At 62.5% G+C, this 26,360-nt stretch carries 31 protein-coding genes; 20 read left to right on the top strand and 11 right to left on the bottom strand.

Annotated elements, in window-relative coordinates:
* Positions 1-19 precede the first annotated feature (19 nt).
* The 6 genes from X727_RS153085 to X727_RS153110 all read right to left on the bottom strand — a co-directional run bounded on the left by X727_RS153085 (position 20) and on the right by X727_RS153110 (position 6,008).
* Positions 20-484 (bottom strand): N-acetyltransferase, encoded by a 465-nt coding sequence (locus X727_RS153085; protein ID WP_023834138.1) that lies wholly within the window; start codon positions 482-484, stop codon positions 20-22.
* A gap of 34 nt (positions 485-518) precedes the next feature.
* Entirely contained in the window at positions 519-3,440 is a 2,922-nt protein-coding gene (uvrA, locus tag X727_RS153090; RefSeq protein ID WP_023693385.1) for an excinuclease ABC subunit UvrA, read from the bottom strand.
* Between the two features lie 783 nt (positions 3,441-4,223).
* Positions 4,224-4,445: a hypothetical protein gene (locus X727_RS153095; RefSeq protein WP_245261915.1), complete on the bottom strand. Its 222-nt coding sequence runs from the start codon at positions 4,443-4,445 to the stop codon at positions 4,224-4,226.
* 146 nt (positions 4,446-4,591) lie between these two features.
* Positions 4,592-5,200 (bottom strand): ATP-dependent Clp protease proteolytic subunit, encoded by a 609-nt coding sequence (locus tag X727_RS153100; protein ID WP_023684630.1) that lies wholly within the window; start codon positions 5,198-5,200, stop codon positions 4,592-4,594.
* Positions 5,201-5,229: 29 nt separating this feature from the next.
* Positions 5,230-5,697, bottom strand: a complete 468-nt coding sequence (locus X727_RS153105; protein ID WP_023696505.1) for an SRPBCC domain-containing protein — start codon at positions 5,695-5,697, stop codon at positions 5,230-5,232.
* A complete protein-coding gene (locus X727_RS153110; RefSeq protein ID WP_023670944.1) occupies positions 5,694-6,008 on the bottom strand; it encodes a metalloregulator ArsR/SmtB family transcription factor in 315 nt (104 codons plus the stop codon). The genes X727_RS153105 and X727_RS153110 overlap by 4 nt, the downstream gene beginning before the upstream one ends.
* 133 nt (positions 6,009-6,141) lie before the next feature.
* Here X727_RS153110 and X727_RS153115 point away from each other — a divergent pair, with 133 nt between their 5' ends.
* The 4 genes from X727_RS153115 (at position 6,142) to X727_RS153130 (ending at position 8,172) form a co-directional block, all read left to right on the top strand.
* On the top strand, positions 6,142-6,543 hold the full coding sequence (locus X727_RS153115) for a hypothetical protein (protein WP_023834137.1): 402 nt from the start codon (positions 6,142-6,144) through the stop codon (positions 6,541-6,543).
* A 210-nt stretch (positions 6,544-6,753) separates the two neighbouring features.
* Positions 6,754-7,287 carry a single-stranded DNA-binding protein gene (ssb, locus tag X727_RS153120; protein WP_023670946.1) on the top strand — a complete coding sequence of 178 codons (534 nt, stop codon included), beginning with the start codon at positions 6,754-6,756 and terminating at the stop codon, positions 7,285-7,287.
* A gap of 37 nt (positions 7,288-7,324) precedes the next feature.
* The gene (locus X727_RS153125) at positions 7,325-7,723 is read left to right on the top strand and encodes a DUF2306 domain-containing protein (protein WP_023834136.1); all 399 of its coding nucleotides are present in this window, start codon (positions 7,325-7,327) and stop codon (positions 7,721-7,723) included.
* Positions 7,724-7,746: 23 nt separating this feature from the next.
* Positions 7,747-8,172 carry an OsmC family protein gene (locus tag X727_RS153130; RefSeq protein WP_023748736.1) on the top strand — a complete coding sequence of 142 codons (426 nt, stop codon included), beginning with the start codon at positions 7,747-7,749 and terminating at the stop codon, positions 8,170-8,172.
* A 38-nt stretch (positions 8,173-8,210) separates the two neighbouring features.
* On the opposite strand, the gene X727_RS153135 is transcribed toward X727_RS153130, so the two are convergent.
* The 3 genes from X727_RS153135 to X727_RS153145 form a co-directional block, all read right to left on the bottom strand.
* Complete coding sequence (locus X727_RS153135) at positions 8,211-8,840, bottom strand: MarC family protein (protein ID WP_023670949.1); 630 nt, start codon at positions 8,838-8,840, stop codon at positions 8,211-8,213.
* Positions 8,841-8,946: 106 nt separating this feature from the next.
* On the bottom strand, positions 8,947-9,324 hold the full coding sequence (locus tag X727_RS153140; RefSeq protein ID WP_023834135.1) for a VOC family protein: 378 nt from the start codon (positions 9,322-9,324) through the stop codon (positions 8,947-8,949).
* A 33-nt stretch (positions 9,325-9,357) separates the two neighbouring features.
* The gene (locus tag X727_RS153145; protein WP_023806039.1) at positions 9,358-9,894 is read right to left on the bottom strand and encodes a hypothetical protein; all 537 of its coding nucleotides are present in this window, start codon (positions 9,892-9,894) and stop codon (positions 9,358-9,360) included.
* An 87-nt stretch (positions 9,895-9,981) separates the two neighbouring features.
* Here X727_RS153145 and X727_RS153150 point away from each other — a divergent pair, with 87 nt between their 5' ends.
* On the top strand, positions 9,982-10,833 hold the full coding sequence (locus tag X727_RS153150; RefSeq protein WP_023834134.1) for an AraC family transcriptional regulator: 852 nt from the start codon (positions 9,982-9,984) through the stop codon (positions 10,831-10,833).
* 223 nt (positions 10,834-11,056) lie between these two features.
* Complete coding sequence (gene gyrA, locus X727_RS153155; protein ID WP_023834133.1) at positions 11,057-13,846, top strand: DNA gyrase subunit A; 2,790 nt, start codon at positions 11,057-11,059, stop codon at positions 13,844-13,846.
* 57 nt (positions 13,847-13,903) lie between these two features.
* Here gyrA and X727_RS1000000166335 read toward each other — a convergent pair whose 3' ends face one another.
* Positions 13,904-14,050: a hypothetical protein gene (locus X727_RS1000000166335; protein ID WP_023834132.1), complete on the bottom strand. Its 147-nt coding sequence runs from the start codon at positions 14,048-14,050 to the stop codon at positions 13,904-13,906.
* Positions 14,051-14,244: 194 nt separating this feature from the next.
* Between X727_RS1000000166335 and coaD the strand changes: the two genes are divergently transcribed.
* The 7 genes from coaD (at position 14,245) to tgt (ending at position 18,896) form a co-directional block, all read left to right on the top strand.
* Positions 14,245-14,745 (top strand): pantetheine-phosphate adenylyltransferase, encoded by a 501-nt coding sequence (coaD, locus tag X727_RS153160; protein ID WP_023834131.1) that lies wholly within the window; start codon positions 14,245-14,247, stop codon positions 14,743-14,745.
* A gap of 168 nt (positions 14,746-14,913) precedes the next feature.
* The gene (locus tag X727_RS153165) at positions 14,914-15,408 is read left to right on the top strand and encodes a peptidylprolyl isomerase (RefSeq protein ID WP_245274165.1); all 495 of its coding nucleotides are present in this window, start codon (positions 14,914-14,916) and stop codon (positions 15,406-15,408) included.
* 43 nt (positions 15,409-15,451) lie between these two features.
* Positions 15,452-15,964 carry a peptidylprolyl isomerase gene (locus X727_RS153170; protein ID WP_023693397.1) on the top strand — a complete coding sequence of 171 codons (513 nt, stop codon included), beginning with the start codon at positions 15,452-15,454 and terminating at the stop codon, positions 15,962-15,964.
* Positions 15,965-15,976: 12 nt separating this feature from the next.
* Positions 15,977-16,426 (top strand): DMT family transporter, encoded by a 450-nt coding sequence (locus tag X727_RS153175; RefSeq protein ID WP_023684639.1) that lies wholly within the window; start codon positions 15,977-15,979, stop codon positions 16,424-16,426.
* A complete protein-coding gene (gene queA / locus X727_RS153180; RefSeq protein ID WP_023834129.1) occupies positions 16,426-17,514 on the top strand; it encodes a tRNA preQ1(34) S-adenosylmethionine ribosyltransferase-isomerase QueA in 1,089 nt (362 codons plus the stop codon). The genes X727_RS153175 and queA overlap by 1 nt, the downstream gene beginning before the upstream one ends.
* A complete protein-coding gene (locus X727_RS153185) occupies positions 17,504-17,773 on the top strand; it encodes a hypothetical protein (protein WP_023684641.1) in 270 nt (89 codons plus the stop codon). Before queA ends, X727_RS153185 begins: the two co-directional genes overlap by 11 nt.
* Complete coding sequence (gene tgt, locus X727_RS153190) at positions 17,766-18,896, top strand: tRNA guanosine(34) transglycosylase Tgt (protein WP_023834128.1); 1,131 nt, start codon at positions 17,766-17,768, stop codon at positions 18,894-18,896. Before X727_RS153185 ends, tgt begins: the two co-directional genes overlap by 8 nt.
* 6 nt (positions 18,897-18,902) lie before the next feature.
* Here the strand turns inward: tgt and X727_RS153195 are convergent, their stop codons facing one another.
* Positions 18,903-19,325 (bottom strand): DUF4864 domain-containing protein, encoded by a 423-nt coding sequence (locus X727_RS153195; protein ID WP_023670961.1) that lies wholly within the window; start codon positions 19,323-19,325, stop codon positions 18,903-18,905.
* 192 nt (positions 19,326-19,517) lie between these two features.
* Here X727_RS153195 and X727_RS153200 point away from each other — a divergent pair, with 192 nt between their 5' ends.
* The 7 genes from X727_RS153200 to X727_RS153230 all read left to right on the top strand — a co-directional run bounded on the left by X727_RS153200 (position 19,518) and on the right by X727_RS153230 (position 26,349).
* On the top strand, positions 19,518-20,129 hold the full coding sequence (locus X727_RS153200) for a DsbA family protein (RefSeq protein WP_023834127.1): 612 nt from the start codon (positions 19,518-19,520) through the stop codon (positions 20,127-20,129).
* Positions 20,130-20,197: 68 nt separating this feature from the next.
* Entirely contained in the window at positions 20,198-20,434 is a 237-nt protein-coding gene (locus X727_RS153205) for an Lrp/AsnC family transcriptional regulator (RefSeq protein ID WP_023670963.1), read from the top strand.
* A gap of 273 nt (positions 20,435-20,707) precedes the next feature.
* On the top strand, positions 20,708-22,120 hold the full coding sequence (locus X727_RS153210; protein WP_023688618.1) for a circularly permuted type 2 ATP-grasp protein: 1,413 nt from the start codon (positions 20,708-20,710) through the stop codon (positions 22,118-22,120).
* A gap of 138 nt (positions 22,121-22,258) precedes the next feature.
* The gene (locus X727_RS153215) at positions 22,259-23,200 is read left to right on the top strand and encodes an alpha-E domain-containing protein (RefSeq protein WP_023693403.1); all 942 of its coding nucleotides are present in this window, start codon (positions 22,259-22,261) and stop codon (positions 23,198-23,200) included.
* Positions 23,201-23,285: 85 nt separating this feature from the next.
* Positions 23,286-24,080 carry a transglutaminase family protein gene (locus tag X727_RS153220; RefSeq protein WP_023834126.1) on the top strand — a complete coding sequence of 265 codons (795 nt, stop codon included), beginning with the start codon at positions 23,286-23,288 and terminating at the stop codon, positions 24,078-24,080.
* Between the two features lie 32 nt (positions 24,081-24,112).
* Entirely contained in the window at positions 24,113-24,844 is a 732-nt protein-coding gene (locus X727_RS153225) for a peptidase (RefSeq protein WP_023684646.1), read from the top strand.
* Positions 24,845-24,933: 89 nt separating this feature from the next.
* Positions 24,934-26,349 (top strand): pyridoxal-dependent decarboxylase, encoded by a 1,416-nt coding sequence (locus X727_RS153230; RefSeq protein WP_023834125.1) that lies wholly within the window; start codon positions 24,934-24,936, stop codon positions 26,347-26,349.
* The last annotated feature ends 11 nt before the right edge of the window (positions 26,350-26,360 follow it).

Below are 26,360 nucleotides of genomic sequence, written 5' to 3'. Positions count from 1 at the left end.
CCCAGTTCTAAAAATGCGGTCAGGCTATTTTTCCAACCGGTTTGATCATGTCGACCACGATCCATCCGGGACGGTGGGGATTGGCTCGGCGGCCCGTTTCGTGGAAGCCATAGGCCGTATAGATCTCGATGTTCCGCTCCATGCGCGAATTGGTGTAGAGCCGCACCTCCGGCACACCCCATAGCCCCGCCTGTTCCTGGGCGAAGTCGAGCAGCGCGGTACCGAGTTTCCTCCCCTGAAAAGGGGGGGAGACCGCGACGCTGAAGATCATCGCATGATCGGGGTGGCGCTCAATAACGATCAGCCCGGCGAGTTCCGCGCCGCTCTCCAAGAGCCAGACCTCGCCACGCTCGATGCGTGGCGCATAGTCCTCGGTGACTGGGATCGGCGGCGCGCCGAACAAGGGCGTGTAGTGCTCATAGGCGGTCTGCGTCAGCGAGACGACTGCGTCGAGATCACCGGCAAGCGCCTGTCGGACTGTCATTCAAAGCTCTCCAGGCGCCCGACCGGTCTGTCAGTTACTCCGCCGCTTCGCGCTTGCCTCCGGGCCGCCGCTCCAAAAGCTCCTTCAGGAACTGGCCGGTGTAGCTGCGCTTTTCGCGCACGATGGCTTCCGGTGTGCCCTGTGCCACCAGTTCGCCACCGCCATCGCCGCCTTCGGGGCCGAGGTCGAGCACCCAGTCGGCGGTCTTGATGACTTCGAGATTGTGCTCGATGACCACCACCGTGTTGCCCTGGTCGACCAGTTCGTGAAGCACTTCCAGCAACTTGGCGACGTCGTGAAAGTGCAGGCCGGTGGTCGGCTCGTCGAGGATGTAGAGCGTCTTGCCGGTCGCCTTGCGCGACAATTCCTTGGCGAGCTTGATGCGCTGCGCCTCGCCGCCCGACAGCGTCGTCGCCTGCTGGCCGATATGGATGTAGCCGAGGCCGACCTGCTTCAGCGTCTCCAGCTTGTCGCGCACCCCGGGCACGGCGGCAAAGAAATCGACGCCTTCCTCGACCGTCATGTCCAGGACGTCGGCGATCGACTTGCCCTTGAACAGGACGTCGAGCGTCTCGCGGTTGTAGCGCTTGCCGTGGCAGACGTCGCACGTGACGTAGACGTCGGGCAGGAAGTGCATCTCGATCTTGATGACGCCGTCGCCCTGGCAGGCCTCGCAGCGGCCGCCCTTCACGTTGAAGGAGAAGCGGCCCGGCTGATAGCCGCGGGCCTTGGCCTCGGGCAACCCGGCAAACCAGTCGCGGATCGGTGTGAAGGCGCCGGTGTAGGTGGCCGGGTTCGAACGCGGTGTGCGGCCGATCGGCGACTGGTCGATGTCGATGACCTTGTCGAGGAATTCGAGGCCCTCGATGCGGTCGTGATCGGCCGGATGCTCGCGCGAGCCCATGATGCGGCGCGACGCCGCCTTGAACAGCGTCTCGATCAGGAAGGTCGATTTGCCGCCGCCAGACACGCCGGTGACGGCGGTGAAGGTGCCGAGCGGGATTTCGGCAGTGACGTTCTTGAGATTGTTGCCGCGCGCGCCGACGATCTTCAGCCGGCGGTTTTTCTTGGCCTCGCGCCTGACACCGGGCGTGGCGACTTCGAGCGCGCCCGACAGATATTTACCGGTGATCGAGTTGGGATTGGCCATCACCTGCTGCGGCGTGCCCTGGGCGATGATCTCGCCGCCATGAATGCCGGCGGCCGGACCCATGTCGACGACATAATCGGCATGCAGGATGGCGTCCTCGTCATGCTCGACGACGATCACCGTGTTGCCGATGTCGCGCAGATGCTTGAGCGTGTCGAGCAGGCGGGCATTGTCGCGCTGGTGCAGGCCGATCGACGGCTCGTCCAGCACATAGAGCACGCCGGTGAGGCCGGAGCCGATCTGCGACGCCAGCCTTATGCGCTGGCTCTCGCCGCCCGACAGCGTGCCGGAATTGCGCGACAGCGTCAGATAGTCGAGGCCGACATCGTTGAGGAAGCGCAGGCGGTCACGGATTTCCTTGAGAACGCGCACCGCGATCTCGTTCTGCTGGTCGTTGAGATGTGGCGGCAGTTCGGTGAACCACTGGTCGGCCTTGCGGATCGACAGCTCTGTGACTTCGCCGATATGCTTGCCGGCGATCTTCACCGCCAGCGCTTCCGGCTTCAGCCGGTAACCCTTGCAGACCGGGCAGGGCGTCGCCGACATGAAGCGCTCGATCTCCTCGCGCATCCAGGCGGATTCGGTTTCCTTCCAGCGCCGTTCGAGATTGGGAATGACGCCCTCGAACGTCTTGGTCGTCTTGTAGGAGCGCAGGCCGTCATCATACTGGAAGGTGACCTCGCGCTCGCCGGTGCCACGCAGGACGGCATCCTTTGCCTCTTCGGTCAGGTCTTTGAACTTGTCGCCGAGCTTGAAGCCATAGGCTTTGCCCAGCGCTTCCAGCGTCTGGGCGTAATAGGGTGAGGTCGACTTCGCCCACGGGCTGACGGCGCCGTCGCGCAGCGAGACGTTTTCGTCCGGCACGATCAGGCTGGCGTCGATGGCGCGCTGGTTGCCGAGGCCGTCGCAGGTCGGGCAGGCGCCGAACGGGTTGTTGAACGAGAACAGCCGGGGCTCGATCTCCGGAATGGTGAAGCCGGAAACCGGGCAGGCGAATTTTTCCGAGAACAGGATGCGCTCATGCGTCTCGTTCTTCGATTTGTTGACCGAGTCCTCGCCGGTCTGGCTGGCGTCGAGCGGCCGGTCGGCGAACTCGGCCACCGCCAGCCCTTCCGCCAGCTTGAGCGCCGTTTCGATGGAATCGGCAAGCCGTGTCGCCAGGTCGCCGCGCACGACGATGCGGTCGACGACGACATCGATGTCGTGCTTGTACTTCTTGTCCAACGCCGGCACATCGGCGATCTCATAGAAGACGCCGTCGACCTTGACGCGCTGAAAGCCCTTCTTCTGCAGCTCCAGCAGTTCCTTGCGATACTCACCCTTGCGGCCGCGCACGATCGGCGCCAGCAGGAAAAGGCGCGTGCCTTCCTCGACCGCCAGCACCCGGTCGACCATCTGTGAAACCGTCTGGCTCTCGATCGGCAGGCCGGTCGCCGGCGAATAGGGGATGCCGACGCGCGCGAACAGCAAGCGCATGTAGTCGTAGATCTCGGTGACGGTGCCGACCGTCGAACGCGGGTTCTTCGACGTGGTCTTCTGCTCGATCGAGATGGCCGGCGACAGGCCGTCGATCTGGTCGACATCCGGCTTCTGCATCATTTCGAGGAACTGGCGCGCATAAGCCGACAGGCTCTCGACGTAACGGCGCTGGCCCTCGGCATAGATGGTGTCGAAAGCAAGCGACGATTTGCCGGAGCCCGACAGGCCGGTCATGACGATCAGGCTGTCACGCGGCAGGTCGAGATCGACATTCTTTAGGTTGTGTTCGCGTGCCCCGCGAATGGAAAGGTATTTATGGTCGGCCATCGCCGGTCGCCGCCTCAGGTCTGGTGTCAGTGGGATCGGCGGGTTTTCCCGGCCATTCCCTATGTAGGTATTTTTGCCGCCACGTCGAGAGACGCCACACTTCTCGACCAAAGCCGTTTAACCGTCTTTCGCGCGAACGGGCAAGCGGAAAGAACAAAGACCGAACACGCTCCTGACAAAGCTGTGCAGAAACTGACAAGGGTGTTTCAGAAACTGACCCTGACGTAAGCTCCTGACGATCACATTTTCCGTAACCGGCTATTCAAGGTTGACGCCGTCGAATCAGGGGCGCACTCTGCCGGAGTCAACGGAGCCGGCCGTCTTTGATGGCCTCGCCGCCCATAGCGGCCTGCGAGACGCCGCAGGTTTCTGCGATTTGTGCTTCGGATTGACACCAGTCGCAACGGACATAGGAGCGGAGCATGACGCCACCGGATAGTCCCTTGAGGCTCCACCTGCTAGTGGAGCCGCGGCGGGCATAAGTGCCAGGTAGTTTCAAGGCATTGGAGTGTATGCGTCCAAACGAACGCATCGCGTCAGTCCAACAAACCACCAGACAAACCGTGACCTGCCGAATCCCACAAAAATCAGAGACGGCTAGTCGGATCGTCGGCTGAATGCCGCGAAGCATCCGAAATCAAAGTCGGTATAACACTACCGGCAGTTTGGATTTGGAATCCAAAAAAAGCCCCGACCGTTAGCGGAAGCAACGGCGGGGCTGTTCTTTTGCGAGGAAGTCGTCGGCGCAGGCTTTCTCTCCCGTATAGTAGCTGGGAGAAGGGGCTACCGGCGCGGCGGCTTGATCCCACCCGTGCCGACATCGACAGTGATGCTGCCGGAAATCCTGACATCGGTGTCGCCGATCTTGAACGTGCCGTTCTCGACGGCAGGCAGCGCGTCGTCCGGCTCCGGCTGCGGCGCGGGCTTGGCGATGCGGTAGTCGCCGGCCACGCCGGGCAGGGCGCCTTTCCGCGACGTGCTGGTGCTGCCCCCGGCAAAGGCCATGCTCGATGTCGCCGCCGTGATGGCAATGGCTATGGTCAGTCTGTTCAGGTGGTAGCGCATGGCAAGACTATAGTGCCGCGCTCAAGGCGAGGCCAGACCAGCGGCGTTGAAATTGAGGGAACACCGGCCTGCATTCAATCCGCCGATCAGGCCGCTGCCTGCTTGCGGGTGTCGAAGACGTGGTCGACGAGGCCCCAGTCCTTGGCCTCCTTCGCGGTCATGAAGAAATCGCGGTCGAGCGTGCGTTCGACCTCTTCGTGGGTGCGGCCGCAATGGTGAGCGTAGAGGTCGGCCATGTGCCGCTTGGTGCGCAAAATGCCTTCGGCATGGCGCTGGATGTCGGAGGCCTGGCCCTGGAAGCCGCCCAGAGGCTGGTGCAGCACGATGCTGGCATTGGGCAGCGCGATGCGCCGCCCCGGCGTTCCCGCCATCAGCAGGAAGGAGGCCATCGACGCGGCAAAGCCCATGCACACGGTCGACACCGGGCAGCTGACATATTGCATCGTGTCGTAGATGGCGAAGCCGCTGGTCACCACGCCGCCCGGCGAGTTGATGTAGAGCGAGATCTCCTTGTCGGGATTGTCCGATTCCAGCGACAGGAGCTGGGCGCAGACCAGCGCCGACATGCCGTCATTGATCTCGCCATTGACGAAGATGATGCGCTCGCGCAGCAGCCGCGAGAAAATGTCGAAGGCACGTTCGCCGCGGCTCGATTGCTCGATCACCATCGGCACCAGATTGGCAAAGCCGCTCATCTCATTGTCTCCGTTTTGATTTTTCCGGGTCAGGCAGCGCGCAGCAACAGGCGTGGCGCGTTGGCGGCGACAGGCGGTTTGGGCTTGTATGCGCGCAGCCAGAGCCGGCAGCCGGCGCCGGCCATCGCGACCGCAGGCGTCAGGACAAACCCGTCATGGACGATGCGCAGATGCGTGCCGCCGGAAACGGTGCGGGCGAGTGTGAAGGTGACGATGCTCTCCAGCTCCTCGCGGTTGGCGTCGCCGGAACGCTCGCGCCAGGAATAGCGCAGCAGGCGCCCCGGCTCGGCATCGAGCACTTCGCACTCGATCGGCTTCTCAGGCCCGGCAAAGGCAAAGCGGCTGCCGGTTTCCGGATTGATGTCGTTCGGCATCATCCATTCCGCCAAGAGGTCCGGCACGGTCAGTGCCCGCCACACTTTTTCCGGTGCGTCCGGCAGATCGCATTCGAAGGCGAGGGCATCCTTGGCGGTCTGCGTCTGCTTTTCGTCGGTCATTGGTCCATGTCCTTCAAAACGGCCTTCAGTCTTTCGATGCGCTCCGGCCAGAATGCGCGGTAGCGTTCGATCCAGCCGAGCAGCGGCTCGAGCCCTTGCGGATCGGCGCGGTAGTAGGCGTTGCGGCCGGCACGTCTTTCGCTGACCAGGCCTGCGCCGCGCAGCACGGCAAGGTGCTGCGACACCGCCGGCTGCGACACGCTCATGCCGGTGCGCAACTCCGAAACGCTCATCTCGCCGGAAGTCAGCCGCTCATAGACGGCGCGTCGCGTCGGGTCGGCCAGGGCGCGAAAAATCTCTGCTTCGATCATGGCAAAAGCATAAGTCGATACTTATCGATTTGGCAAGGGGTGTTTTGAATGCCCCGTATTGATTGGATCCTGCCGGGCCTCTAATCCATGGGGAACAAGATGGGCCGCTCATGGCGAGGCAGGAGTAGTATTTATGAATTCCAACGTCGATCTTTCGTCCGCCGAGAACCTCAACGAGGCTCTGAGGCTCTATCGCCGCCTCGTCCTCGGTATAGGCGCCATCGCCGTCATCGGTTTCGTGGCCGTGATCTTGTTGGCCAAGCTGGGTACGGCGCTATCGCCGCCATACGGGATTTACATCTTCGGCGAAGGATTGGGGACCTGGGGCCTGATCGCGGTGGTAGCGGCGCTCGTCGCTCAGGTGTGGTGGCACGGGCGCGCGATCGGGAAATTGCTGAATGACCCGGCTCTGAAATCTGAACCTGCAGTCGGGCTGATGTCGGCGCCAACCGTGATCGCACAGCGCGCCCATGCCATGGGCATGGAGTGGAGCGGCTTTTTCGGTCCGTTGCGACCAGCGAAAAATCGGCGCTGACGACACCGCTTCTCGCCGCTACGTGTCAGCTAAATCCACGCGCCCGCGTCGGCGATTGCTGCCATTCCTTGACAATCCGTGGTTAACAGTATAGGAACGAAAAGGGAACAAAAACCTTGTGGGAAAAGCCAGCCGCGGCAAGCCAGGATTGTGCGCGGCCTGTAAGGTGAACGACTTGAAATTTGTTTCGGATGAGCACGGAGAAGTGTCATGGCGGGTAGCGTCAACAAGGTCATTCTGGTCGGTAACCTCGGCGCGGACCCTGAAATCCGCCGCCTGAATTCCGGTGATCCGGTCGTCAACATCCGCATCGCCACGTCGGAAAGCTGGCGCGACAAGAACTCCGGCGAGCGCAAGGAAAAGACCGAATGGCACAACGTGGTCATTTTCAATGACCAGATCGCCAAGGTCGCCGAGCAGTACCTGAAGAAGGGCATGAAGGTTTACGTCGAAGGCCAGCTACAGACACGCAAATGGCAAGACCAGACCGGCGCCGACAAGTACACGACCGAAGTCGTGCTGCAGAAATTCCGCGGCGAGCTGCAGATGCTCGATTCTCGCGGCGAGGGCGGCGGTCAGGTCGGCAACTATGCCGGCGGCGGCGGCGCGAGCCGTGGCTCGGATTTCGGCCAGTCTGGCCCCAATGAGAGCTTCAACCGCGGCGGCAACAGCGGTGGCGGCGGTTCCAAGGGCGGCGGTGGCGGCGGCTCGTCGCGCGAACTGGACGACGAAATCCCGTTCTGAGCTGACGATAGTCGGCGATATCTGAGGAGAGGGTGCGGTGTCGCTCGGACCGCTTCTATCGGCGCGCCCTCCCATTCCATGGCACGCCTTCGCGGCCCTTGCCGCGCTGGCCGTTGGCGCTACGCAACTGGCGCTGCCGAAAGGCACGACGCGTCATCGTGTCGTCGGCTATGCCTGGGCGGCGCTGATGCTGGTCGTCGCCGTCTCCAGTTTCTGGATCCAGCAGATACGCCTCGTCGGTCCGTTCAGCCCGATCCATCTCTTGTCGATTTTAGTGTTGATCGCCGTGCCGCTTGCGGTCTGGCACGCGCATATGCATCGGGTCGCCAAACATCGCAGGGTCATGATATCGCTGTATGTTTTCGCCCTGATCGGCGCCGGCGTGTTCACGCTGCTGCCGGGGCGGATCATGCACACGGTCGTCTTCGGCCAGTGACGCTTTCTGAAAGGAAGATTGCCGTGAAAGCCCGGATCAAATGGGTCGAGGAGCGCACCTTCGTCGGCGAGTCCGGCAGCGGCCACAAGGTTGTGCTGGGAACCGCCTCCGGGCCGGAAGGCAAGACGCCGGGTCCGAGCCCGATGGAACTGGTGCTGATCGGCACCGGCGGCTGCTCGGCCTATGATGTCGTTCACATCCTCGAAAAAGGCCGCGAGGCGATCGAGGACTGTGTTGTCGAACTCGACGCCGACCGGGCCGAAACCGACCCGAAAGTCTTCACCCGCATCCACATGCATTTCATCGTCACGGGCCACGCGCTGTCGCACGACAAGGTCCAGCGCGCCATCAACCTGTCGATCGAGAAATACTGCTCGGCCTCGGCCATGCTGGCCAAGACGGCTGTCATCACCCACGATTTCGAGGTCGTCGATACGGCGGTGGAGTAGGGAGCAGGGAGCAGGGAGCAGGGAGCAGGGGCTGCCGTTTACCCCGCCATCAGCGCCTTGATGCCATCCGCGACGAACTGAACCGCAAGCGCGGCCAGGATGACGCCGAGCAGGCGGGTCAGGATCGAGCGGCCGGTCTGGCCGAGGATGCGGTCGATGCGCTCCGACAGCACGAACACCAGATAGGTGATGGCAAGGCAGACGAAGATGATGCCGACCAGCGCCGCTTGTGCTGCAAAACCCTGAAACGAGCCCGACAGTAGCACGGTCGCCGAAATCGCACCGGGGCCGGCGATCAGCGGGATCGCCAGCGGGAAGGCCGCGATGTTGTGGATCATGTCCTTGGTGATGGCGACGTCGCCGATCTTCTCCTTGCGGTCCTGGCGGCGCTCGAACACCATTTCGAACGCGATGAAGAACAGCAAAAACCCGCCGGCGACGCGGAAAGCCGGCAGCGTGATGCCGAACACCGACAGGATGGACGCCCCGGCCACCGCAAACAGCGCCATCACCAGGAAGCCGATGATCGAGGCGCGCACCGAAACCTGCTGACGTTCCTCGCGGTTCATGCCGCGTGTCACCGCGAGGAAGAGCGGCGCGAGACCTGGCGGGTCGATGGTCACCAGAATGGTGACGAAGGCGTTGAACAGGCTGTCGAAACTCGGCATCGCTGACCCCTCCCGCCGGGCCGGACCCCTGCGCCACGATAGTGGTAGAGCAAAGCCTGCCCGGTGGGAACCGTCTGAGATGCCGATACCGGAGACGCCGGCTATGTTAGGCGGCAGCGTTGCAATAGGCCTCCAGGCGATAGCCGTCGGGATCGACGATGAAGGCAGCGTAATAGTCCTCGCCATAGTCGGCGCGCAGGCCCGGCGCGCCATTGTCGCTGCCGCCTGCACGCAAGGCGGCGGCATGGAAGGCGACGACACTCTGCCTCGTCGGCGCGCTAAAGCAGAAATGCAGACCGAACTTCTCGTCCGATGGCACTGGCCGCTCCGCGTCGTTCACCCACAGCGCGACGGCTTGCGCACCATAACCCAGTGAGCCTGGCGACTGGCCGAGGCAGGAATAACCGAGCGGCTTTAGCGCGGCATCGTAGAAGGGCTTCGAAAAATTGGTGTCGCGGACGCCGATCGAGACATGGTCAAGCATGTTTTTTCACCTTTTTTGCAATATGTTGCGTCATCAGTCCTGGGCGACGCGGCGCGCCAGGAACTCGACTTCGAGACGCCATGTCTTGCCATCGTCGTGCGAACGCTCGCCGAGCCAGCGGAAGCTGTCCTTGGTGATGCGCGAAAAGCTCCAGCGGACCGAGGAACCAGTGCCGTCGGCGCCGACCTGCACAATCGTGTCGCCTTCGGCGCGACCAAGCTGGCGGCTGTAGTATTGGTTGCGCGGGTCGCTCCAGAAGATGTGCCAGGCATCCGAGCCGGGATCATAGGCCCGCAGCGTTGTGCCATAGAAAGTCCATTTGCCGAGCGAGGGCGAGGGGCCGGCATCCCGCGCGGGCAGGATCCATACGTCCTGGATCGCCCTGCCTTCCAGGACCCAGCCGAAATGCACCTCGCCGCGTCCGGTGAGAACCGTGCCGTCCTCGAGATGGCGCGTGGCATCGAACGTCCAGGCGCCGACGAAGCGGCCGTAGAGATCCAGCTTTTCAGCCAGGCCGGGGTTGGGGCCGTCGCTGTGGAGCGCTTCGGCAAAGGAGGATGTACCGATCATACTTGCTGCCTTCGTTGTGTCAGGAGGCTGCAAGCGATAGGCCCCGGCAGGGTGTCGCGCTTGGGAAAAATTGCTATCTTTCAAGCCATGACGACGAGCGAACAAAACCTGGCATCGGGGCAGGGTTGGTATGTCTGTGACGTGCTTTGCACGGCCGGCGCCGGCGACCGCCCGTTCGAGGAGGCGCACGACACCTTCTGCGTTGCCGCTGTCACCAGCGGCACCTTCCGCTACCGCACCAGGCAAGGCGCCGCCATGCTGGCGCCGGGCGCGATCCTGCTCGGCAATGTCGGCGCCTGCTATGAATGCGGGCATGAGCATGGCGCCGGCGACCGTTGCCTGTCCTTCCACTTCGCTCCGGCCTATCTCGACCGCATCGCCAGCGACGTGCCCGGCGCGAGCAAGCTCGCCTTCGGCGTGCCGCATATGCCGCCCTTGCCGGCCCTGGCATCGCTGCTGGCCGAGGCGGAAGCGGCGCGCGAGATGGTCGACATCGACGCCTTTGAAGAGCTTGGCCTGCGAATTGCGGGCGCAGCACTGGCAGTTGCCGGCGCAGCACTGCCTGTGGCCAGCGATGCGGTGCCTGGCGTTCGACCGCCGAGCCGCCGCGACCAGAAACGGGTTGCCGAGGCGGTGCGGCAGATCGAGCTCAATGCCGACAGGCCGGTCTCGCTTTCCGAGCTTGCCTGCGCGACGGCGACCAGCCCGTATCATTTCCTGCGCACCTTCCGGCAGGTCGCCGGCATGACGCCCTATCAGTTTCTGCTGAGAACCCGGCTGCACCGCGCGGCGGTGCGGCTGCGCATGTCAGGCGATGCCATCTCGGCAATCGCCTTCGAGGCCGGTTTCAACGATTTGTCGACGTTCAACCGCCGTTTCCGGCGCGTCATGGGCGAAACGCCTGGCGACTATCGCGCCCGGCGGGTGGCTACCCGCTGATGCGTCCGCCTGCCTCCTGATACGCTCTTTGCTTGGAAAACGGTCCATCGCAGGCTTTTGCCCTTGCGGCGGCGAAATGCGTTATGGCCAAATCGTCGCAATCAACGGTATCCATTTGAAATTACCGCCAAAATTGTCGTTGGAAAACCACCACGAATATTGGAGTTTCGGCCGTGCTTCCTATATAAGCGGTCAGTGATTCCTGATTAGATTGTGATCCGATTTGACCGACCAAAAACCCCCGCGCGGCGCCGACGGCGGCCCTACCGGCATCGAGCCCATCTCCATCATCGAGGAGATGCAGAGCTCCTACCTCTCTTATGCCATGAGCGTGATCGTCAGCCGTGCGCTGCCCGATGTGCGCGACGGCCTGAAGCCGGTGCACCGCCGCATTCTCTATGCGGCGCATGAGAGCGGCTATCACTGGAACCGCAAATATGTGAAGTCGGCCCGCCCGGTCGCCGACGTGATGGGTAAATACCATCCGCATGGCGACGCCTCGATCTACGACGCCTTGGTGCGCATGGCGCAGGACTGGTCGCTGCGCGTGCCGCTGATCGACGGGCAGGGTAATTTCGGCTCCATCGACGGCGATCCGCCGGCGGCGATGCGCTACACCGAATCCCGGCTGACCAAGGTCGCGCATGAACTCTTGGAGGACATCGACAAGGAAACCGTCGATTTCCAGGAGACTTATGACGCCTCCGACACCGAACCGAAGGTGCTGCCGGCCCGCTTCCCCAATCTTCTGGTCAACGGTTCCGGCGGCATCGCCGTCGGCATGGCCACCAACATCCCGCCGCACAATCTGGCCGAGATCTGCAACGGCGCCATCGCCATCATCGACAATCCGGCGATCGATTTGCCGGCGCTGATGGAGATCATTCCGGGTCCCGATTTCCCGACCGGCGGCATCGTGCTCGGCCGTTCCGGCATCTACAGCGCCTATGCGACTGGCCGTGGCTCGATCGTCATGCGCGGCAAGGTCAATGTCGAACAGCGCGGAAACGACCGTGAATCGATCATCATCACCGAGGTTCCCTACCAGGTGAACAAGGCCTCGATGATCGAGAAAATGGCCGAGCTGGTGCGCGACAAGCGCATCGAAGGCATTTCCGACATTCGCGACGAAAGCGACCGCCAGGGCTACCGCGTCGTCATCGAGCTGAAGCGCGACGCTGTCGCCGACGTCATTCTCAACCAGCTTTACCGCTTCACGCCGCTGCAGACCTCCTTCGGCGCCAATATGGTGGCGCTGAACGGCGGCAAGCCGGAAGTGATGAACCTGACCGACATGCTGAAGGCGTTTGTCGGCTTCCGCGAAGAGGTGATTAGCCGGCGCACGAAATTCCTGCTGCGCAAGGCGCGCGACCGCGCCCACGTGCTGGTCGGCCTTGCCATCGCCGTCGCCAACATCGACGAAGTGATCAAGCTGATCCGCACCGCGCCCGATCCGCAGACGGCGCGCGAGCAGTTGATGGAGCGGCGCTGGCCCTCCGGCGACGTGGAGTCATTGATTCTGCTTATCGACGATCCGCGCCATCGCATCAACGAGGATGGCACCTACAACCTCTCCGAGGAACAGGCGCGCGCAATCCTCGAACTGCGCCTGCAGCGCCTGACCGCGCTCGGCCGTGACGAAATCGCCGACGAGCTGAACACCATCGGCGACGAGATCAAGGATTACCTCGACATTCTGTCGTCCCGCGCCCGCATCCAACAGATCGTCAAGGACGAGCTTGCCGCCGTGCGCGACGAGTTCGGCACGCCGCGCCGCACCGAGCTCACCGACGGCGGCGCCGACATGGAAGACGAGGACCTGATCCAGCGCGAGGACATGGTCGTCACCGTCAGCCATTCCGGCTACATCAAGCGCGTGCCGCTGTCGCTCTACCGGGCGCAACGCCGCGGCGGCAAGGGCCGCTCCGGCATGTCGACCAAGGAAGAGGATTTCGTCACCCGGCTGTTTGTGGCCAACACGCATACGCCGGTGCTGTTCTTCTCCTCGCGCGGCATCGTCTACAAGGAAAAGGTCTGGCGGCTGCCAATCGGCAATCCGCAGTCGCGCGGCAAGGCGCTGATCAACATGCTGCCGCTGGAGCAGGGCGAGCGCATCACCACCATCATGCCGCTGCCCGAGGACGAGACCAGCTGGGGCGAACTCGACGTCATGTTCGCCACCACGCGCGGCACCGTGCGCCGCAACAAGCTGTCCGAATTCGTCCAGGTCAACCGCAACGGCAAGATCGCCATGAAGCTGGAGGAGGAGGGCGACGAGATCCTCGGCGTCGAGACCTGCACAGACAATGACGATGTGCTTTTGACCGCCAGCTCCGGCCAGTGCATCCGCTTCCGCGTTGGCGATGTGCGCGTCTTCCAGAGCCGCAATTCGGTCGGCGTGCGCGGCATAAGCATGGCCGAGACCGACCGCATCATCTCCATGTCGGTGATCGAGCATGTCGATGCTTCGCCGGCGGAACGCTCCGCCTACCTCAAGCGGGCAGCACTGGAGCGGCGGCTTGCCGCCGAGGTGACCGGCGAGGAAGAAGAGATTGCACTCACCAATGAGGAGATTGGCGAGGAGACCGAGCTTTCCGACAGCCGTTACGAAGAGCTCAAGGCGCATGAGCAATTTGTGCTGACGGTGACCGAATATGGCTACGGCAAGCGCTCGTCATCCTACGATTTCCGCCTGACCGGACGCGGCGGCAAGGGCATCCGCGCCACCGACGTGTCGAAGGTGGCCGAGATCGGCCAGCTGGTGGCGACTTTCCCGGTCGGCAATGACGACCAGATCATGCTGGTTTCGGACGGCGGCACGGTCATCCGGGTGCCGGTCAACGGTATCCGTTTCGCCAGCCGCGCCACCAAGGGCGTGACCATCTTCAACACCGCCGAAGGCGAAAAGGTGGTTTCGGTCGAACGGATCTCGGAGCCGCAGGCCGACGAGGATGTCGAAGAGAGTGTCATTGAGGCCGGCGCCGGAGATGCCGTACCGGACAGCGCCGAATAGGTTTTGACCAACAACGCCGGCCCGATGGGCCGGCGCAAACAAGAAACTAGCAATAAATCAGGGGCGACGGTGGGGCCAGCGAGCGCCGAAACCTTCGAACCGCTTTGTGCGGACACGGACGCGCTCTGCCTCGCTATGCAATCCGAATGCGGTGGCGATCAGCATGGCGACGGTCATTGAGGTGGCGAGCATGTAGATCAGCATGTGCGTGTTCTCCTGCGCCTATCCAACGGTTAGATCGGGTTTTGGTTTCATCTTCCGAAGTGCAAACTAGCGAACGCGGCGTGAAGTCTTCGTGATCAAGGCATTCATCTGTCGTTCATGTCTGCGAAAAGGTTCACGCAGATGTTCCCAATCGCATTTGCCTTCCGCCCAATGCCCCGCTAGAAGCACCTCCCATGACCGATCGCATCGCCCTTTATGCCGGCTCCTTCGACCCGCTGACCAACGGCCATCTCGATGTCCTGAAGGCATCGCTGGCTGTCGCCGACACGGTTTATGCGGCGATCGGCACCCACCCCGGCAAGACGCCGCTGTTTTCCTTCGACGAACGGGTGAAGCTGATCGAGGCCGCGACCAAGGCCGACTTTGGCCGCGACGGCGACCGGATCAAGGTCGTCGCCTTTGACGGGCTGGTCATCGACGCGGCCCGCAAGCATGGCGCCTCGATCATGATCCGCGGCCTGCGCGACGGCACCGATCTCGATTACGAGATGCAGATGGCCGGCATGAACGAGACCATGGCGCCGGAACTGCAGACGGTTTTTCTGCCCGCCAGCCCATCGGTACGCACCATTACCGCCACACTTGTGCGCCAGATAGCCTCGATGGGCGGAGACATCCGTCCCTTCGTACCGGCCGCCGTTGCCGGCGCGCTCACCGCCAAATTCGCGAAATAGTGCATGTCGCCCAAAAGTGGATGCCGGTTTTGGGGCAACGACATGCACCCTAACAAAGACCTTCGGAGATCCCTTATGCAGCTGAAAAAGCTCGCCTCGTTCCTCGTCGTGCTTGCCGGTCTCGTGACCGCATCCGTTTCGGCCTTCGCCGCCGAACCGGAAAACACCATGGTCATCACCTTGAAGAACGGCGACGTCACCATCGCGCTACGCCCCGACCTGGCACCCAAGCATGTCGCGCAGATCAAGAAGCTGGTGCGTGAAGGCGCTTATAACGATGTCGCATTCCACCGGGTCATCAACGGCTTTATGGCGCAGACCGGCGACGTCAAGTTCGGCAACATGAAGAAGGGGTTCAGCCCCGAGGCCGTCGGCACCGGCGGTTCAGACCTGCCCGATCTGCCGGCCGAATTCTCGCAGAGCGAACATTTCAAGCGCGGCACGCTCGGCATGGCCCGCTCGCAGGACCCGAACTCCGCCAATTCGCAGTTCTTCATCATGTTCGCGCCGGCGCCGAACCTCGATGGCCAGTACACCATCGTTGGCAGTGTCGTCAGCGGCATGGAGCTGGTGGACAAGATCAAGAAGGGCAACGAGGCCGACAACGGCACGGTCAGCGAGCCCGACCGCATGATCAAGGTACGCATCGCCGCCGACAAGTAAACCAATCAAATCAATCTGTTTTCTGAGATAAAGGATATACGACATGGCTGAGATCAAGGACCGCGAGAACGCGCTCATCCTGGAAACGACCAAGGGCAAGGTCGTCATCGAACTGTTCCCCGATTTGGCTCCCGGCCACGTTGCCCGCATCAAGGAACTGGCCCGCGAAGGCGCCTATGACGGCGTGGTCTTCCACCGCGTCATCGAAGGCTTCATGGCGCAGACCGGCGACGTGAAGTTCGGCAATTCGTCGAAGCCGACCTTCGCGCCGTCGCGTGCGGGCATGGGCGGCTCGGAAAAGCCGGACCTGAAGGCTGAGTTCTCCAACGCCAACCATGGCCGCGGCACCTGCTCGATGGCCCGTTCGCAGAACCCGAACTCGGCCAATTCGCAGTTCTTCATCTGCTTCGACGATGCCGCTTTCCTCAACCGCCAGTACACGGTCTGGGGCCAGGTCATCGAAGGCATGGACAATGTCGACAAGATCAAGCGCGGCGAGCCGGTGGTCGATCCCGACAAGATCGTGTCGCTGAAGGTCGCGGCCGACGTCAGGTAAGGACAAACGAAGATGATGGGCTTGGTCTGGTCGCTGCTCGGCATCCTGTCAGGCGCCTTCATCGCCGTCCAGGCGCCGATCAACTCGCAGCTGGCGCGCGGCCTGGGACTCCCGGTCGCGGCTGCTGCGTTTTCGTTCCTGTCGGGCGCGATCGTGCTTGGTATCATCTCCATTGCCGTTGTGCGGCTGCAGGACATCTCGCTCGACTGGAAGGCGCCGGCGCCTTGGCTGTTCATCGCCGGCGGCATGCTCGGCGGTTTCTATGTTACCCTGTCAACCATTCTTACGCCGCGCATTGGTGCAGCCGCGTTGATGGCGTTCCTGGTTGCCGGCCAGTTGCTGGCCGGCATGCTGATCGATCGCGTCGGCTTTCTCGGCGTGGCGGTGCGCGAGATTTCGCTCGGCCGCATCGCCGGCGCGGTGCTGCTGTTGGCCGGAGCGCTGCTCGTCCGGCTCTACTGATGCGCGTCGATCTCTTCGACTTCGACCTGCCGGAGGAGCGCATCGCGCTGCGCCCGGCCGAGCCGCGCGACAGCGCCAGAATGCTGGTGGTCAGGCCAGGCGAAGACTTTGCGGACCGCGCGGTGCGCGACCTTCCGTCCTTGCTCAGAACGGGCGACGTGCTGGTCTTCAACGACACCAAGGTCATTCCTGCCCAGTTGAGAGGCATCAGGCGGCGCGGCGAAGCGCAGGCGCAGGTCGACGCCACGCTGCATATGCGCATGGCGCCGGACCGCTGGCTGGCCTTCATGCGGCCGGGCAAGCGCATCGCCGCCGGCGACCGCATCCATTTCGGCCATGACGGCAATTCCTGTTTTCTCGGCCAACTCGACGCCACGGTGATCGAGAAGGGCGACGCCGGCGAGGCGTTGCTCGGCTTCGACCTCTCCGGCCCATTTCTCGACGAAGCGCTGCGCGCCGTCGGCCACATCCCGCTGCCCCCCTATATCGCCTCCAAGCGCGACGACGACGCACGCGACCTGACGGATTACCAGACAATCTATGCCAAGGAGGAGGGCGCAGTCGCTGCCCCCACCGCAGGCCTGCATTTTACGCCGGAGCTGTTTGCCGCGCTGGATGCAAAAGGCATCGAACGCCGCTTCGTCACCTTGCATGTCGGCGCCGGCACCTTCCTGCCGGTCAAGGCGGACGACACCGCTGACCACAAGATGCATGCCGAGACCGGCTCGGTCAGCGAAGCAACAGCCGACGCTCTGAATGGCGCCAAGGCGCGGGGCGGGCGCATCATCGCTGTCGGCACGACCTCGCTGCGCCTGCTGGAGAGCGCGGCACGGCCTGATGGCTCGCTGACCGCCTGGTCCGGCCCGACCGACATCTTCATCACGCCGGGCTATCGGTTCAAGACCGCCGACCTGCTGATGACCAATTTCCATCTGCCGCGTTCGACGCTGTTCATGCTGGTTTCGGCCTTCAGCGGCCTAGATACGATGCGTGCGGCCTATGCTCATGCCATCGGGAACGATTACAGGTTCTATTCCTACGGAGATGCAAGCCTGCTTTATCGAGCGGAGATGAGCGATGGACGATGACCTGCAGGCCTTTGATCGCGAAAGCCTGATCGCCGAAGTGAAGAAATTGCGTGCCGGCATTCGCCAGCACCGAGATTCTACCGGCCATGATTTATGCTGGCATCATCCCAACCTGTGGGACCTGCTGCCGGAAAAGACCGATCCATCGATTGCCGTGCCGCCATGGCCGAAATTCATGCGCGGCTGCATCCAATACCGCCAGTCGCTCGACAGGCAGGCGCCAGGCGCGCCTGTCCATGACAAGGAATTCAATGGCTGAGACATTCACCTTCAAGATCCTCGCCACCGACGGCAAGGCGCGGCGCGGTTCCATCACCATGCCGCGCGGCGAAATCCGCACGCCGGCCTTCATGCCGGTCGGCACCGGCGGCACGGTCAAGGCCATGTATATGGACCAGGTGCGCGGCGTCGGCGCCGACGTCATTCTGGGCAATACCTATCATCTTATGCTGCGGCCAGGCGCCGAGCGCGTGGCGCGGCTTGGCGGCCTGCATGAGTTCGCCCGCTGGCCACAGCCGATCCTGACCGACAGTGGGGGTTTTCAGGTCATGTCGCTGTCGAAGCTCAGAAAATTGACCGAGAAGGGCGTCACCTTTCGCTCGCACATTGACGGCGCTGCCTACGAGATGTCGCCGGAGCGCTCGATCGAGATCCAGGGCCTGCTCGATTCCGACATCCAGATGCAGCTCGACGAATGCACAGCGCTGCCGGCCGACCTCAAGCAGATCGAGCGCGCGATGGAGCTGTCGCTGCGCTGGGCCGAGCGCTGCAAGACAGCGTTCGGCGACCAGCCCGGCAAGGCCATGTTCGGCATCGTCCAGGGTGGCGACAACGCAGCTCTCAGGGTGCGTTCGGCGCAGGCGCTGAGCGCGATGGAGCTGAAGGGCTATGCGGTCGGCGGCCTGGCCGTCGGCGAACCGCAAGCGGTGATGCTGGATATGCTGGAGATCACCTGTCCGGAATTGCCTGACAACAAGCCTCGATATCTCATGGGCGTCGGCACGCCGGACGACATCGTGAAATCGGTGGCGCGCGGCATCGACATGTTCGACTGCGTGATGCCGACCCGCGCCGGCCGCCATGGCCTGGCCTATACCAGGCGCGGCAAGGTCAATCTAAGGAATGCCCGCCATGCGGACGATCCGCGGCCGCTGGACGAGGAGAGTGACTGCCCGGCGGCACGCGACTATTCACGCGCCTATCTGCATCATCTCGTGCGCTCGCAGGAGGCGCTGGGCGCGATGCTTCTGACCTGGAACAACCTGTCTTACTATCAGAAGCTGATGCAGGACGTTCGCGCCGCGATCGAGGCAAAGGCCTTCGAGGCGCGCACATCAGACATTTCAGAGGGATGGGCGAGGGGCGATATTCCGGTGCTATAAGCACATCTAGGTGCTGAGCGAATTCGCTGCGCGCAAGCTGCAGCCGGTGATTTGAAAGCTGCCGTCGGGCTGCTGTTCCAGCGTGTAGACCGCCTCATAGTCCTTGCCGTCGGGTCCGACGATCAGCACTTGCTGGATTAGCGAAGTTGGCCCCATCTGCTCGACCTTGCCGAAGGAATAGCTCTGCGGCTGGCGCACCGGCGGATAGCCGTTGGTCACCATGTTCATGAAGGTGTCGACGGTCGGAAAGATGCGCTTCACATTTGGAGCGGCGAAACTGTACGCCTTGGCGCCATCATTGGCGATGAGCGCCTTCAACTGACCATCGATGACGGCCTGGCCGGCCTTGACTTCGGCGTCGCCGGCAAGGGCTGCCGAGACGAACAACGCGAACAGCAATGAAACGACTGCGAATGCGATGCGGCGCATGGCCTGTCTCCATTGTCCTCAACAAAACCTGTCCCGGGACGCATCATACCATACGCTTGGCGGAGCCTCACGGTTTCAGCAACCGCAATATTTGCCACGCAAGTGCCACAAGATCATGCTTAAGCCTCCTTTAACGCGGGGCGCGCATCGTAGGGACGGGTGGGGACCCGTTCGCGCAACCAGGGGACGACCATGTTCAAGCAGCCGATCGACCGGCGCGTTTTGCTGAAGGGCGCGGCAAGCCTCGCAGTTTTGGCTCCCTTGCCCGCCTGGGCAAGCACTGGGCCGACCGTCACGGAAGTCGCCTTCGATCCCGCCATTCCAGCGCTCGGCAACCCCGATGGCGACGTCACCATCGCCGAATTCGTCGACTATCAGTGCCCGATCTGCAAGCTCGTCTTCGTCGAACTGAAGAAGTTGATGGAAGAGGACAGCGGCGTTCGGCTTGTGATGAAGGACTGGCCGATCTTCGGCGACGTGTCGCGCGACGCGGCGCGGGTGGCGCTGTTGAGCGGCGAACACTATGCCGCGGCGGTCGATGCGCTGATGACCAACCAGCGCGGCCTTTCGGAACGCCGCACCAACGACATCCTTTCTTCCGTCGGTGTCGATGTGGCCATGGTGCGTGCCGACCTCGCCATCCGTGAACCCGACATCGACGCTGCCCTTGTCCGCACTGAAACCCAGGCGACAGCGTTCAAGCTGCGCGGCACGCCAGCCCTGGTCATCGGCGGCAACTTGTATCGGCGCGGCATGCCGGTGTCCGAACTGAGACAAGCCGTCGCCAAGGCGCGCTCGGCCTGATGCTTGAAAGCCGGGCGGCAGTCTGCCACAAGGGCCGCTTGAGTGCTGAAGCTTGATCGGGACCGGCAATGAAGACGTTTTTCATGCAGATAAAGTGCGATCTGGGCAAGTCCTATGAGGTCGCCAGCGCGCTCGCCGATGCCGAAATCGCCTCGGAAATCTACTCGACCGCCGGCAATTACGACCTGCTTGCCAAATTCTACGTCGACGACGAGGAAGATGTCGGCCACTTCGTCAACGAGAAGGTGCAGATTATTCCCGGAATCAAGGACACCTTCACGGTCGTCACTTTCCGCGCTTTCTAAAGCAATTCCAGGAAAAATGTGAAGCGGTTTTCCGTCCGGAATTGCGTCAAAGCAAAAAGCCATGGCAGGTCGCCGTTTCCATGAAACGGTGAACTGCTATGGCCGCATCAGGCACTTGCCCGGCGACAAGGCAGAGCCTGATTAAGGTCCCGTTCCGACTGCCCGAATTTTGGGCAGTCGAAACATACTGATCGCCGATATCCTCCAAATCACCGATTGCGCTTGATTTTCTCCCGCGACGCCAGTGAAATGGCGTCACAGGGGAGTATGCGATTGGCAGCGTTCGATGAAATGCTTCCGGAAGTTTCCGGGCTTAGACAACCGTATACGGCTTACGACCGCTGGCTGAAGGAGCAGGACCCGGCCAGGCTTACCGAAAAGATGCAGGACGCCGAGCGCGTCTTCCGCAAGACCGGCATTACCTTCGCCGTCTATGGCGAGCAGGAAGCCTCCGAGCGGCTGATCCCCTTCGACATCGTGCCGCGCATCATCTCCGGCAATGAATGGCGAAGGCTGACGCAAGGCATCGAGCAGCGCGTGCAGGCGCTGAACGCTTTCCTCGACGACATTTACCACCGCCAGGAAATCCTGCGCGCCGGCCGCGTGCCGAGGGAGCTGATCGCCAGGAACGAGGCGTTCCTGCCGGAAATGATCGGAGTGCGGCCACCGGCCGGCGTCTACACCCACATTATCGGCGTCGATATCGTCCGGATCTCGGAGAACGAGTTCTACGTGCTGGAGGACAATGCGCGCACGCCGTCGGGGGTCTCCTACATGCTGGAGAACCGCGAGACGATGATGCAGCTCTTTCCCGAGCTGTTCCAGCAGATCAAGGTGCGGCCGGTGGAGAATTATCCGCAATTGCTGCGCCAGTCGCTGGCGGCAGTGCGGCCGCAAAGCACCAAGGGCGCACCGACCATTGCCGTGCTGACGCCGGGCAGCTTCAACTCCGCCTATTTCGAACATGCCTTCCTCGCCGACCAGATGGGCGTGCAACTGGTCGAAGGCCAGGATCTGCGCGTTGTAGACGGCCACGTCGCTATGCGCACGACCGAAGGCTACAAGCAGATCGACGTGCTTTACCGGCGCGTCGACGATTCCTTCCTCGATCCGCTGACCTTCCGGCCGGAATCGGCCCTTGGCGTGCCCGGCATCATGGACGTCTACCGCGCCGGCAACATCACCATCGCCAACGCGCCGGGAACCGGCATCGCCGACGACAAGGCGATTTATTCCTACATGCCCGACATCGTCGAGTTCTACACCGGCCGCAAAGCCATCCTCGGCAACATCCCGACCTGGCGCTGCTCGGAGCCCGACAGCCTGAAATACGTGCTCGAACACATCCATGAGCTGGTCATCAAGGAAGTGCACGGCTCCGGCGGCTACGGCATGCTGGTGGGGCCGGCTGCGACCAAGAAGGAATGCCAGGATTTCGCCAAGAAGCTGCAGGCGAAGCCTTCCAACTACATCGCCCAGCCGACGCTGGCGCTGTCGACCTGCCCGATCCTGACAGAAAAAGGCCTGTCGCCGCGCCATGTCGACTTGCGACCCTATGTTCTGGTCTCCGACCGAATCCAGATCGTTCCCGGCGGCTTGACGCGGGTGGCGCTGAAGGAGGGTTCTTTGGTCGTGAATTCCTCGCAAGGCGGCGGCACGAAGGATACGTGGGTGCTGGACGATTAGGTAGGGAATAGGGCAGTAGGCAGTAGGCAGTAGGCAGTAGGCAGTAGAGGGACAAGAAATGCCATATTCCACAGAGATTCAAATGCTTACTAATCCCTACTCACTATTCCCTACTCACTAGCCCGAAGGCCACTTCACATGCTTCTCGGCCGCACCGCCAACGGGCTCTACTGGATGAACCGCTATATCGAGCGGGCGGAAAACATGGCGCGTCTGGTCGATGCCGGCCTTCGCATGGCTCTGACCCGCACCCAGAGCGCGTCGGAAGAGTGGAATTCGGTGCTGCTCAGCGCCGGCTCCGACGTCACCTTCACGCAGAAATACAAGGACTATACCGCCGCCAACGTCGCCGACTTCCTGCTGCGCGACACCTCGAACCCGTCGAGCACGATGTCGGCGATCGAGACCGCTCGCAACAATGCCCGCATGGTGCGCACCGCGCTGACGCGCGAGACCTGGGAGAGCATCAACGAAGCCTGGATGGCCCTGAAGCGCATGCTGGCAAAGCCGATCGACGAGCGCGACCTGCCGAGTGTGCTCGACGCCATCAAACGCGAGACGGCGCTGATCCGCGGCTCGTTCTACGGCACGATGCTGCGCAACGAGATCTTCGACTTCTCGCAGCTCGGCACCTATGTCGAGCGGGCCGACAACACGGCACGCATCCTCGACGTGAAATACTACGTGCTGCTGCCGTCGATCTCCTGGGTCGGCTCGAGCCTCGACAACTACCAATGGGAATCGATCCTGCGCTCGGTGTCGGCGCACCGTTCCTATCGCTGGGTCTATGAGGCCGACTACAAACCGACCAACATTGCCGACTATCTGATCCTCAATGTGCGCATGCCGCGCTCGCTGACCTTCTGTTATCGTTTTCTCGCCGAGCATCTGAAGTTCCTCGGCGACGATTATGGCGACCGTCATGCCTGCCACGCCACCGTCGACAGGACACAGGCGATGCTGCAGGCAGGGTCGATCAAGGACATATTCGACGCCGGCCTGCACGAATTCCTGGCCAGGTTCATTCAAGACAACACCAAGCTTGGCGAAGAGATCGCACAAGATTACCGGTTCAATTGAGCATGATCGCGAACCGGAGGGCCGCGCTAGCGACAAGTGGGACCCGGTTTTCGGACAAGATCATGCTTACAAACGGAAAATAGGCATGCGGCTCAAGATCACCCACCGTACCGAATACCGCTACGACGCGCCGGTGCACTATCTGTTGCAGCGGCTGCGCCTGTTACCGGTCAGTGGCCCGACGCAGACCGTGCTGTCCTGGGCGCTGAAGATCGAGGGCGCGCGCGAGGAAGTCCGCTTTAACGACCATTTCGGCAACGATAACAGGCTGTTGAGCGTCGAGGGCGAGCGCGACTTCATCACCGTCGAGGCCTCCGGCGAGGTTGTCACCCGCGACACAGCGGGCGTCTCGGGTCCGCATCACGGCTTTGCGCCACTGTGGCTGTTCAGCCAGGAGACAGCTTTGACCATCCCCGGCGAGGGCATAAGCGAGCTTGCCGCGGCGGTCGGCAAAGGTACCGACACCGAAAGGCTGCATCGGCTGATGGCCCTGATCGTCGAGCGCGTCGCCTACACGCCGGGCACCACCAGCGTGACGACCCCGGCGGAAGAGGCATTGGCGCTGAAGACCGGCGTTTGCCAGGATCACAGCCACATCTTTGTCACCGCAGCCCGCGTCATGGGTTTTCCGGCCCGCTATGTCAGTGGCTATCTGATGATGGATGCGGCCATCGAGCAGGCGGCAAGCCATGCCTGGGCCGAAGCCCATGTTCAGGGTCTCGGCTGGGTCGCCTTCGACGCCGCCAACGGCATTTCCCCCGATGAACGCTATGTCAGGGTAGCCACCGGCCGTGATTATCGCGACGCCTCGCCGGTGTCGGGAATTCGACTGGGACAGGCGGAGGAACAGCTTGCAGTCACCGTCACGGTAGAGCAGTAGTCTCCGGCAAGATTGCTGCCTGAAGAGATTCCATGACTTATTGCGTCGGCCTCAAGATCGATCGTGGGCTTGTGTTCATGTCGGACACGCGCACCAATGCAGGGATGGATTCGATCTCCACTTTCAAGAAGATGCATGTCTGGGAAGAGCCAGGCGAGCGCGTCATCGTACTGATGTCGGCCGGCAATCTGGCTACGACGCAGGCCGTGGTCAGCCTGCTCGACGAGCGCACCAAGGCGGTGGCGGAACGCCACGCGACGCTGCTCGAGACCCCATCCATGTACCAGACGGTGCGGCTGGTCGGCGACACCGTCAAGGAAGTCATCGCCAGCTCGTCGCCTGCCGGCGAAAAGGCGGATTCCTATTTCAACGCCTCCTTCATCCTCGGCGGCCAGATCAAGGGCAGCCCGCCACGGCTGTTCATGATCTATCCCGAGGGCAATTTCATCGAATCGACCGACGACACGCCGTTCTTCCAGATCGGCGAGACCAAATACGGCAAGCCGATCATCATCCGTGCCTATGAAAGGACGATGAGCCTGGCTGAAACGGTCAAGCTCTTGCTGGTATCGTTCGATTCGACGCTGAAATCGAACCTGTCCGTCGGCCTGCCTCTCGACCTGCTGTTCCTGGAGGAGGACACGTTCACGGTGGGTTTGAAAAAGCGCATCGGCCAGGACGATCGATATTATCGTGCTATTTCCGAGGGCTGGTCGAACGCGTTGAAGACGGCCTTTGCCAGCCTGCCGGATTTTCCGGGGTAGCGCGGGAACCTTCGTCGCGGTTGCCTGTCTCTATTTAACATGTTAATCAAAATTCAAACGGCTGGCTGATCGGCGCGTCGGGAGGATCCATGGACAACGAGCAATTCCGCGACTGGTCGAGGCGCGCCGCCGACTGGGGCGCTGATTACCGCGCCGGCCTTCGCGATCGGCCCGTGCGACCTGCCATAGCGCCGGGCGAGATCTTCAGGAGCATCGAAGCTTCTCCGCCGGAGGCCGCGGAATCGATGGAGACGATCTTCGCCGATTTCGAAGCCAAGATCGTGCCCGGCATGACGCATTGGCAGCATCCGCGTTTCTTTGCTTATTTCCCGGCCAATGCAGCACCCGTCTCGGTGGTTGCCGAATATCTGGTCTCTGCGATGGCCGCGCAGTGCATGCTGTGGCAGACTTCGCCGGCGGCGACAGAGCTTGAGACGCGCATCGTCGACTGGATGCGCCAGGCGCTCGGCCTGCCCGAAGGCTTTTCCGGCGTGATCCAGGACTCCGCATCATCGGCGACGCTGGCCGCCGTGTTGACCATGCGCGAGCGCACGCTCGACTGGCAGGGCAACAAGAAGGGTCTTTCCGGGCAGGGCAGGCTGCGCGTCTATTCCTCCGACCAGGTGCACACCTCGATCGACCGCGCCATCTGGGTCGCCGGCATTGGCGAGGAAAACCTCGTCCGCATTCCCGTCGCCGGCACCTACCGCGCCATGGATACCGCGGCTTTGGAAGCGGCGATTGTTGCCGACCGCGCCGCCGGCCTATTGCCGGCCGGCATCATCGCGTGCGTCGGCGGCACCAGCACCGGCGGCACCGACGACATCGCTGAAGTGGCCGCGGTGGCCAAACGCCAGGGGCTCTATCTGCATATCGACGCCGCCTGGGCCGGATCGGCGATGATCTGTCCGGAATACCGGCATTTCTGGACCGGTGTCGAGGGCGCGGACTCGATCGTCTTCAACCCGCACAAATGGCTGGGCGCGCAATTCGACTGCTCGATCCAGTTCGTCCGCCAGCCGGAGGATCTCGTGCGCACGCTGGCGATCAAGCCGGACTATCTGAAAACTCGCGGCCATGACGGCATCATCAACTACTCCGAATGGTCGGTGCCTCTCGGCCGTCGCTTCCGGGCGCTGAAGCTGTGGTTCCTGCTGCGCGCCCATGGCCTCGAGGCGCTGCGCACCATGATCCGCAATCACGTCGCCTGGAGCGAAGGCATAGCAGCGCGCCTGGCCGAGGAGGAGGATTTCGAGCTCGCCAGCCAGCCGATGCTGTCGCTGTTCTCGTTCCGGCATCGCGCCACATCCGGCGCTGACTGCGACGAGCACAATCTGCGTCTGGTCGACGCCATCAACGATGACGGCCGTATCTACCTGACGCAGACGCGTGTCGATGGGCGGGTCGCCATCCGCTTCCAGGCAGGCCAGTTCGAGACAACCGCGGCCGATGTCGATACCGCCTTCACTGTCATCTGCGAGTGTGCAAGATCCCCGAAGGACTGACAGGGATTGCC

Origin of the sequence: Mesorhizobium sp. L103C105A0 (assembly GCF_000502215.1) — a bacterium.
Lineage (GTDB): Bacteria > Pseudomonadota > Alphaproteobacteria > Rhizobiales > Rhizobiaceae > Mesorhizobium.
This window is presented reverse-complemented; position numbering and strand designations above follow the sequence as displayed.

Bases quoted from the DNA above. Each gene is read 5' to 3' on its own strand.
- X727_RS153175 (WP_023684639.1), top strand. From the start codon at position 15,977: ATGATGGGCTTGGTCTGGTCGCTGCTCGGCATCCTGTCAGGCGCCTTC.
- X727_RS153095 (WP_245261915.1), bottom strand. From the start codon at position 4,445: ATGGCCTTTGCCGGGGGCAGCACCAGCACGTCGCGGAAAGGCGCCCTG.
- X727_RS153170 (WP_023693397.1), top strand. From the start codon at position 15,452: ATGGCTGAGATCAAGGACCGCGAGAACGCGCTCATCCTGGAAACGACC.
- X727_RS153215 (WP_023693403.1), top strand. From the start codon at position 22,259: ATGCTTCTCGGCCGCACCGCCAACGGGCTCTACTGGATGAACCGCTAT.
- X727_RS153085 (WP_023834138.1), bottom strand. From the start codon at position 484: ATGACAGTCCGACAGGCGCTTGCCGGTGATCTCGACGCAGTCGTCTCG.
- X727_RS153100 (WP_023684630.1), bottom strand. From the start codon at position 5,200: ATGAGCGGCTTTGCCAATCTGGTGCCGATGGTGATCGAGCAATCGAGC.
- X727_RS153145 (WP_023806039.1), bottom strand. From the start codon at position 9,894: ATGATCGGTACATCCTCCTTTGCCGAAGCGCTCCACAGCGACGGCCCC.
- X727_RS153165 (WP_245274165.1), top strand. From the start codon at position 14,914: ATGGTCATCACCTTGAAGAACGGCGACGTCACCATCGCGCTACGCCCC.
- X727_RS153105 (WP_023696505.1), bottom strand. From the start codon at position 5,697: ATGACCGACGAAAAGCAGACGCAGACCGCCAAGGATGCCCTCGCCTTC.
- X727_RS153225 (WP_023684646.1), top strand. From the start codon at position 24,113: ATGACTTATTGCGTCGGCCTCAAGATCGATCGTGGGCTTGTGTTCATG.
- tgt (WP_023834128.1), top strand. From the start codon at position 17,766: ATGGCTGAGACATTCACCTTCAAGATCCTCGCCACCGACGGCAAGGCG.
- uvrA (WP_023693385.1), bottom strand. From the start codon at position 3,440: ATGGCCGACCATAAATACCTTTCCATTCGCGGGGCACGCGAACACAAC.
- X727_RS153230 (WP_023834125.1), top strand. From the start codon at position 24,934: ATGGACAACGAGCAATTCCGCGACTGGTCGAGGCGCGCCGCCGACTGG.
- queA (WP_023834129.1), top strand. From the start codon at position 16,426: ATGCGCGTCGATCTCTTCGACTTCGACCTGCCGGAGGAGCGCATCGCG.
- X727_RS153135 (WP_023670949.1), bottom strand. From the start codon at position 8,840: ATGCCGAGTTTCGACAGCCTGTTCAACGCCTTCGTCACCATTCTGGTG.
- coaD (WP_023834131.1), top strand. From the start codon at position 14,245: ATGACCGATCGCATCGCCCTTTATGCCGGCTCCTTCGACCCGCTGACC.
- X727_RS153110 (WP_023670944.1), bottom strand. From the start codon at position 6,008: ATGATCGAAGCAGAGATTTTTCGCGCCCTGGCCGACCCGACGCGACGC.
- X727_RS1000000166335 (WP_023834132.1), bottom strand. From the start codon at position 14,050: ATGCTGATCTACATGCTCGCCACCTCAATGACCGTCGCCATGCTGATC.
- X727_RS153195 (WP_023670961.1), bottom strand. From the start codon at position 19,325: ATGCGCCGCATCGCATTCGCAGTCGTTTCATTGCTGTTCGCGTTGTTC.
- X727_RS153200 (WP_023834127.1), top strand. From the start codon at position 19,518: ATGTTCAAGCAGCCGATCGACCGGCGCGTTTTGCTGAAGGGCGCGGCA.
- X727_RS153150 (WP_023834134.1), top strand. From the start codon at position 9,982: ATGACGACGAGCGAACAAAACCTGGCATCGGGGCAGGGTTGGTATGTC.
- X727_RS153140 (WP_023834135.1), bottom strand. From the start codon at position 9,324: ATGCTTGACCATGTCTCGATCGGCGTCCGCGACACCAATTTTTCGAAG.
- ssb (WP_023670946.1), top strand. From the start codon at position 6,754: ATGGCGGGTAGCGTCAACAAGGTCATTCTGGTCGGTAACCTCGGCGCG.
- X727_RS153220 (WP_023834126.1), top strand. From the start codon at position 23,286: ATGCGGCTCAAGATCACCCACCGTACCGAATACCGCTACGACGCGCCG.
- X727_RS153185 (WP_023684641.1), top strand. From the start codon at position 17,504: ATGGACGATGACCTGCAGGCCTTTGATCGCGAAAGCCTGATCGCCGAA.
- X727_RS153205 (WP_023670963.1), top strand. From the start codon at position 20,198: ATGAAGACGTTTTTCATGCAGATAAAGTGCGATCTGGGCAAGTCCTAT.
- X727_RS153115 (WP_023834137.1), top strand. From the start codon at position 6,142: ATGAATTCCAACGTCGATCTTTCGTCCGCCGAGAACCTCAACGAGGCT.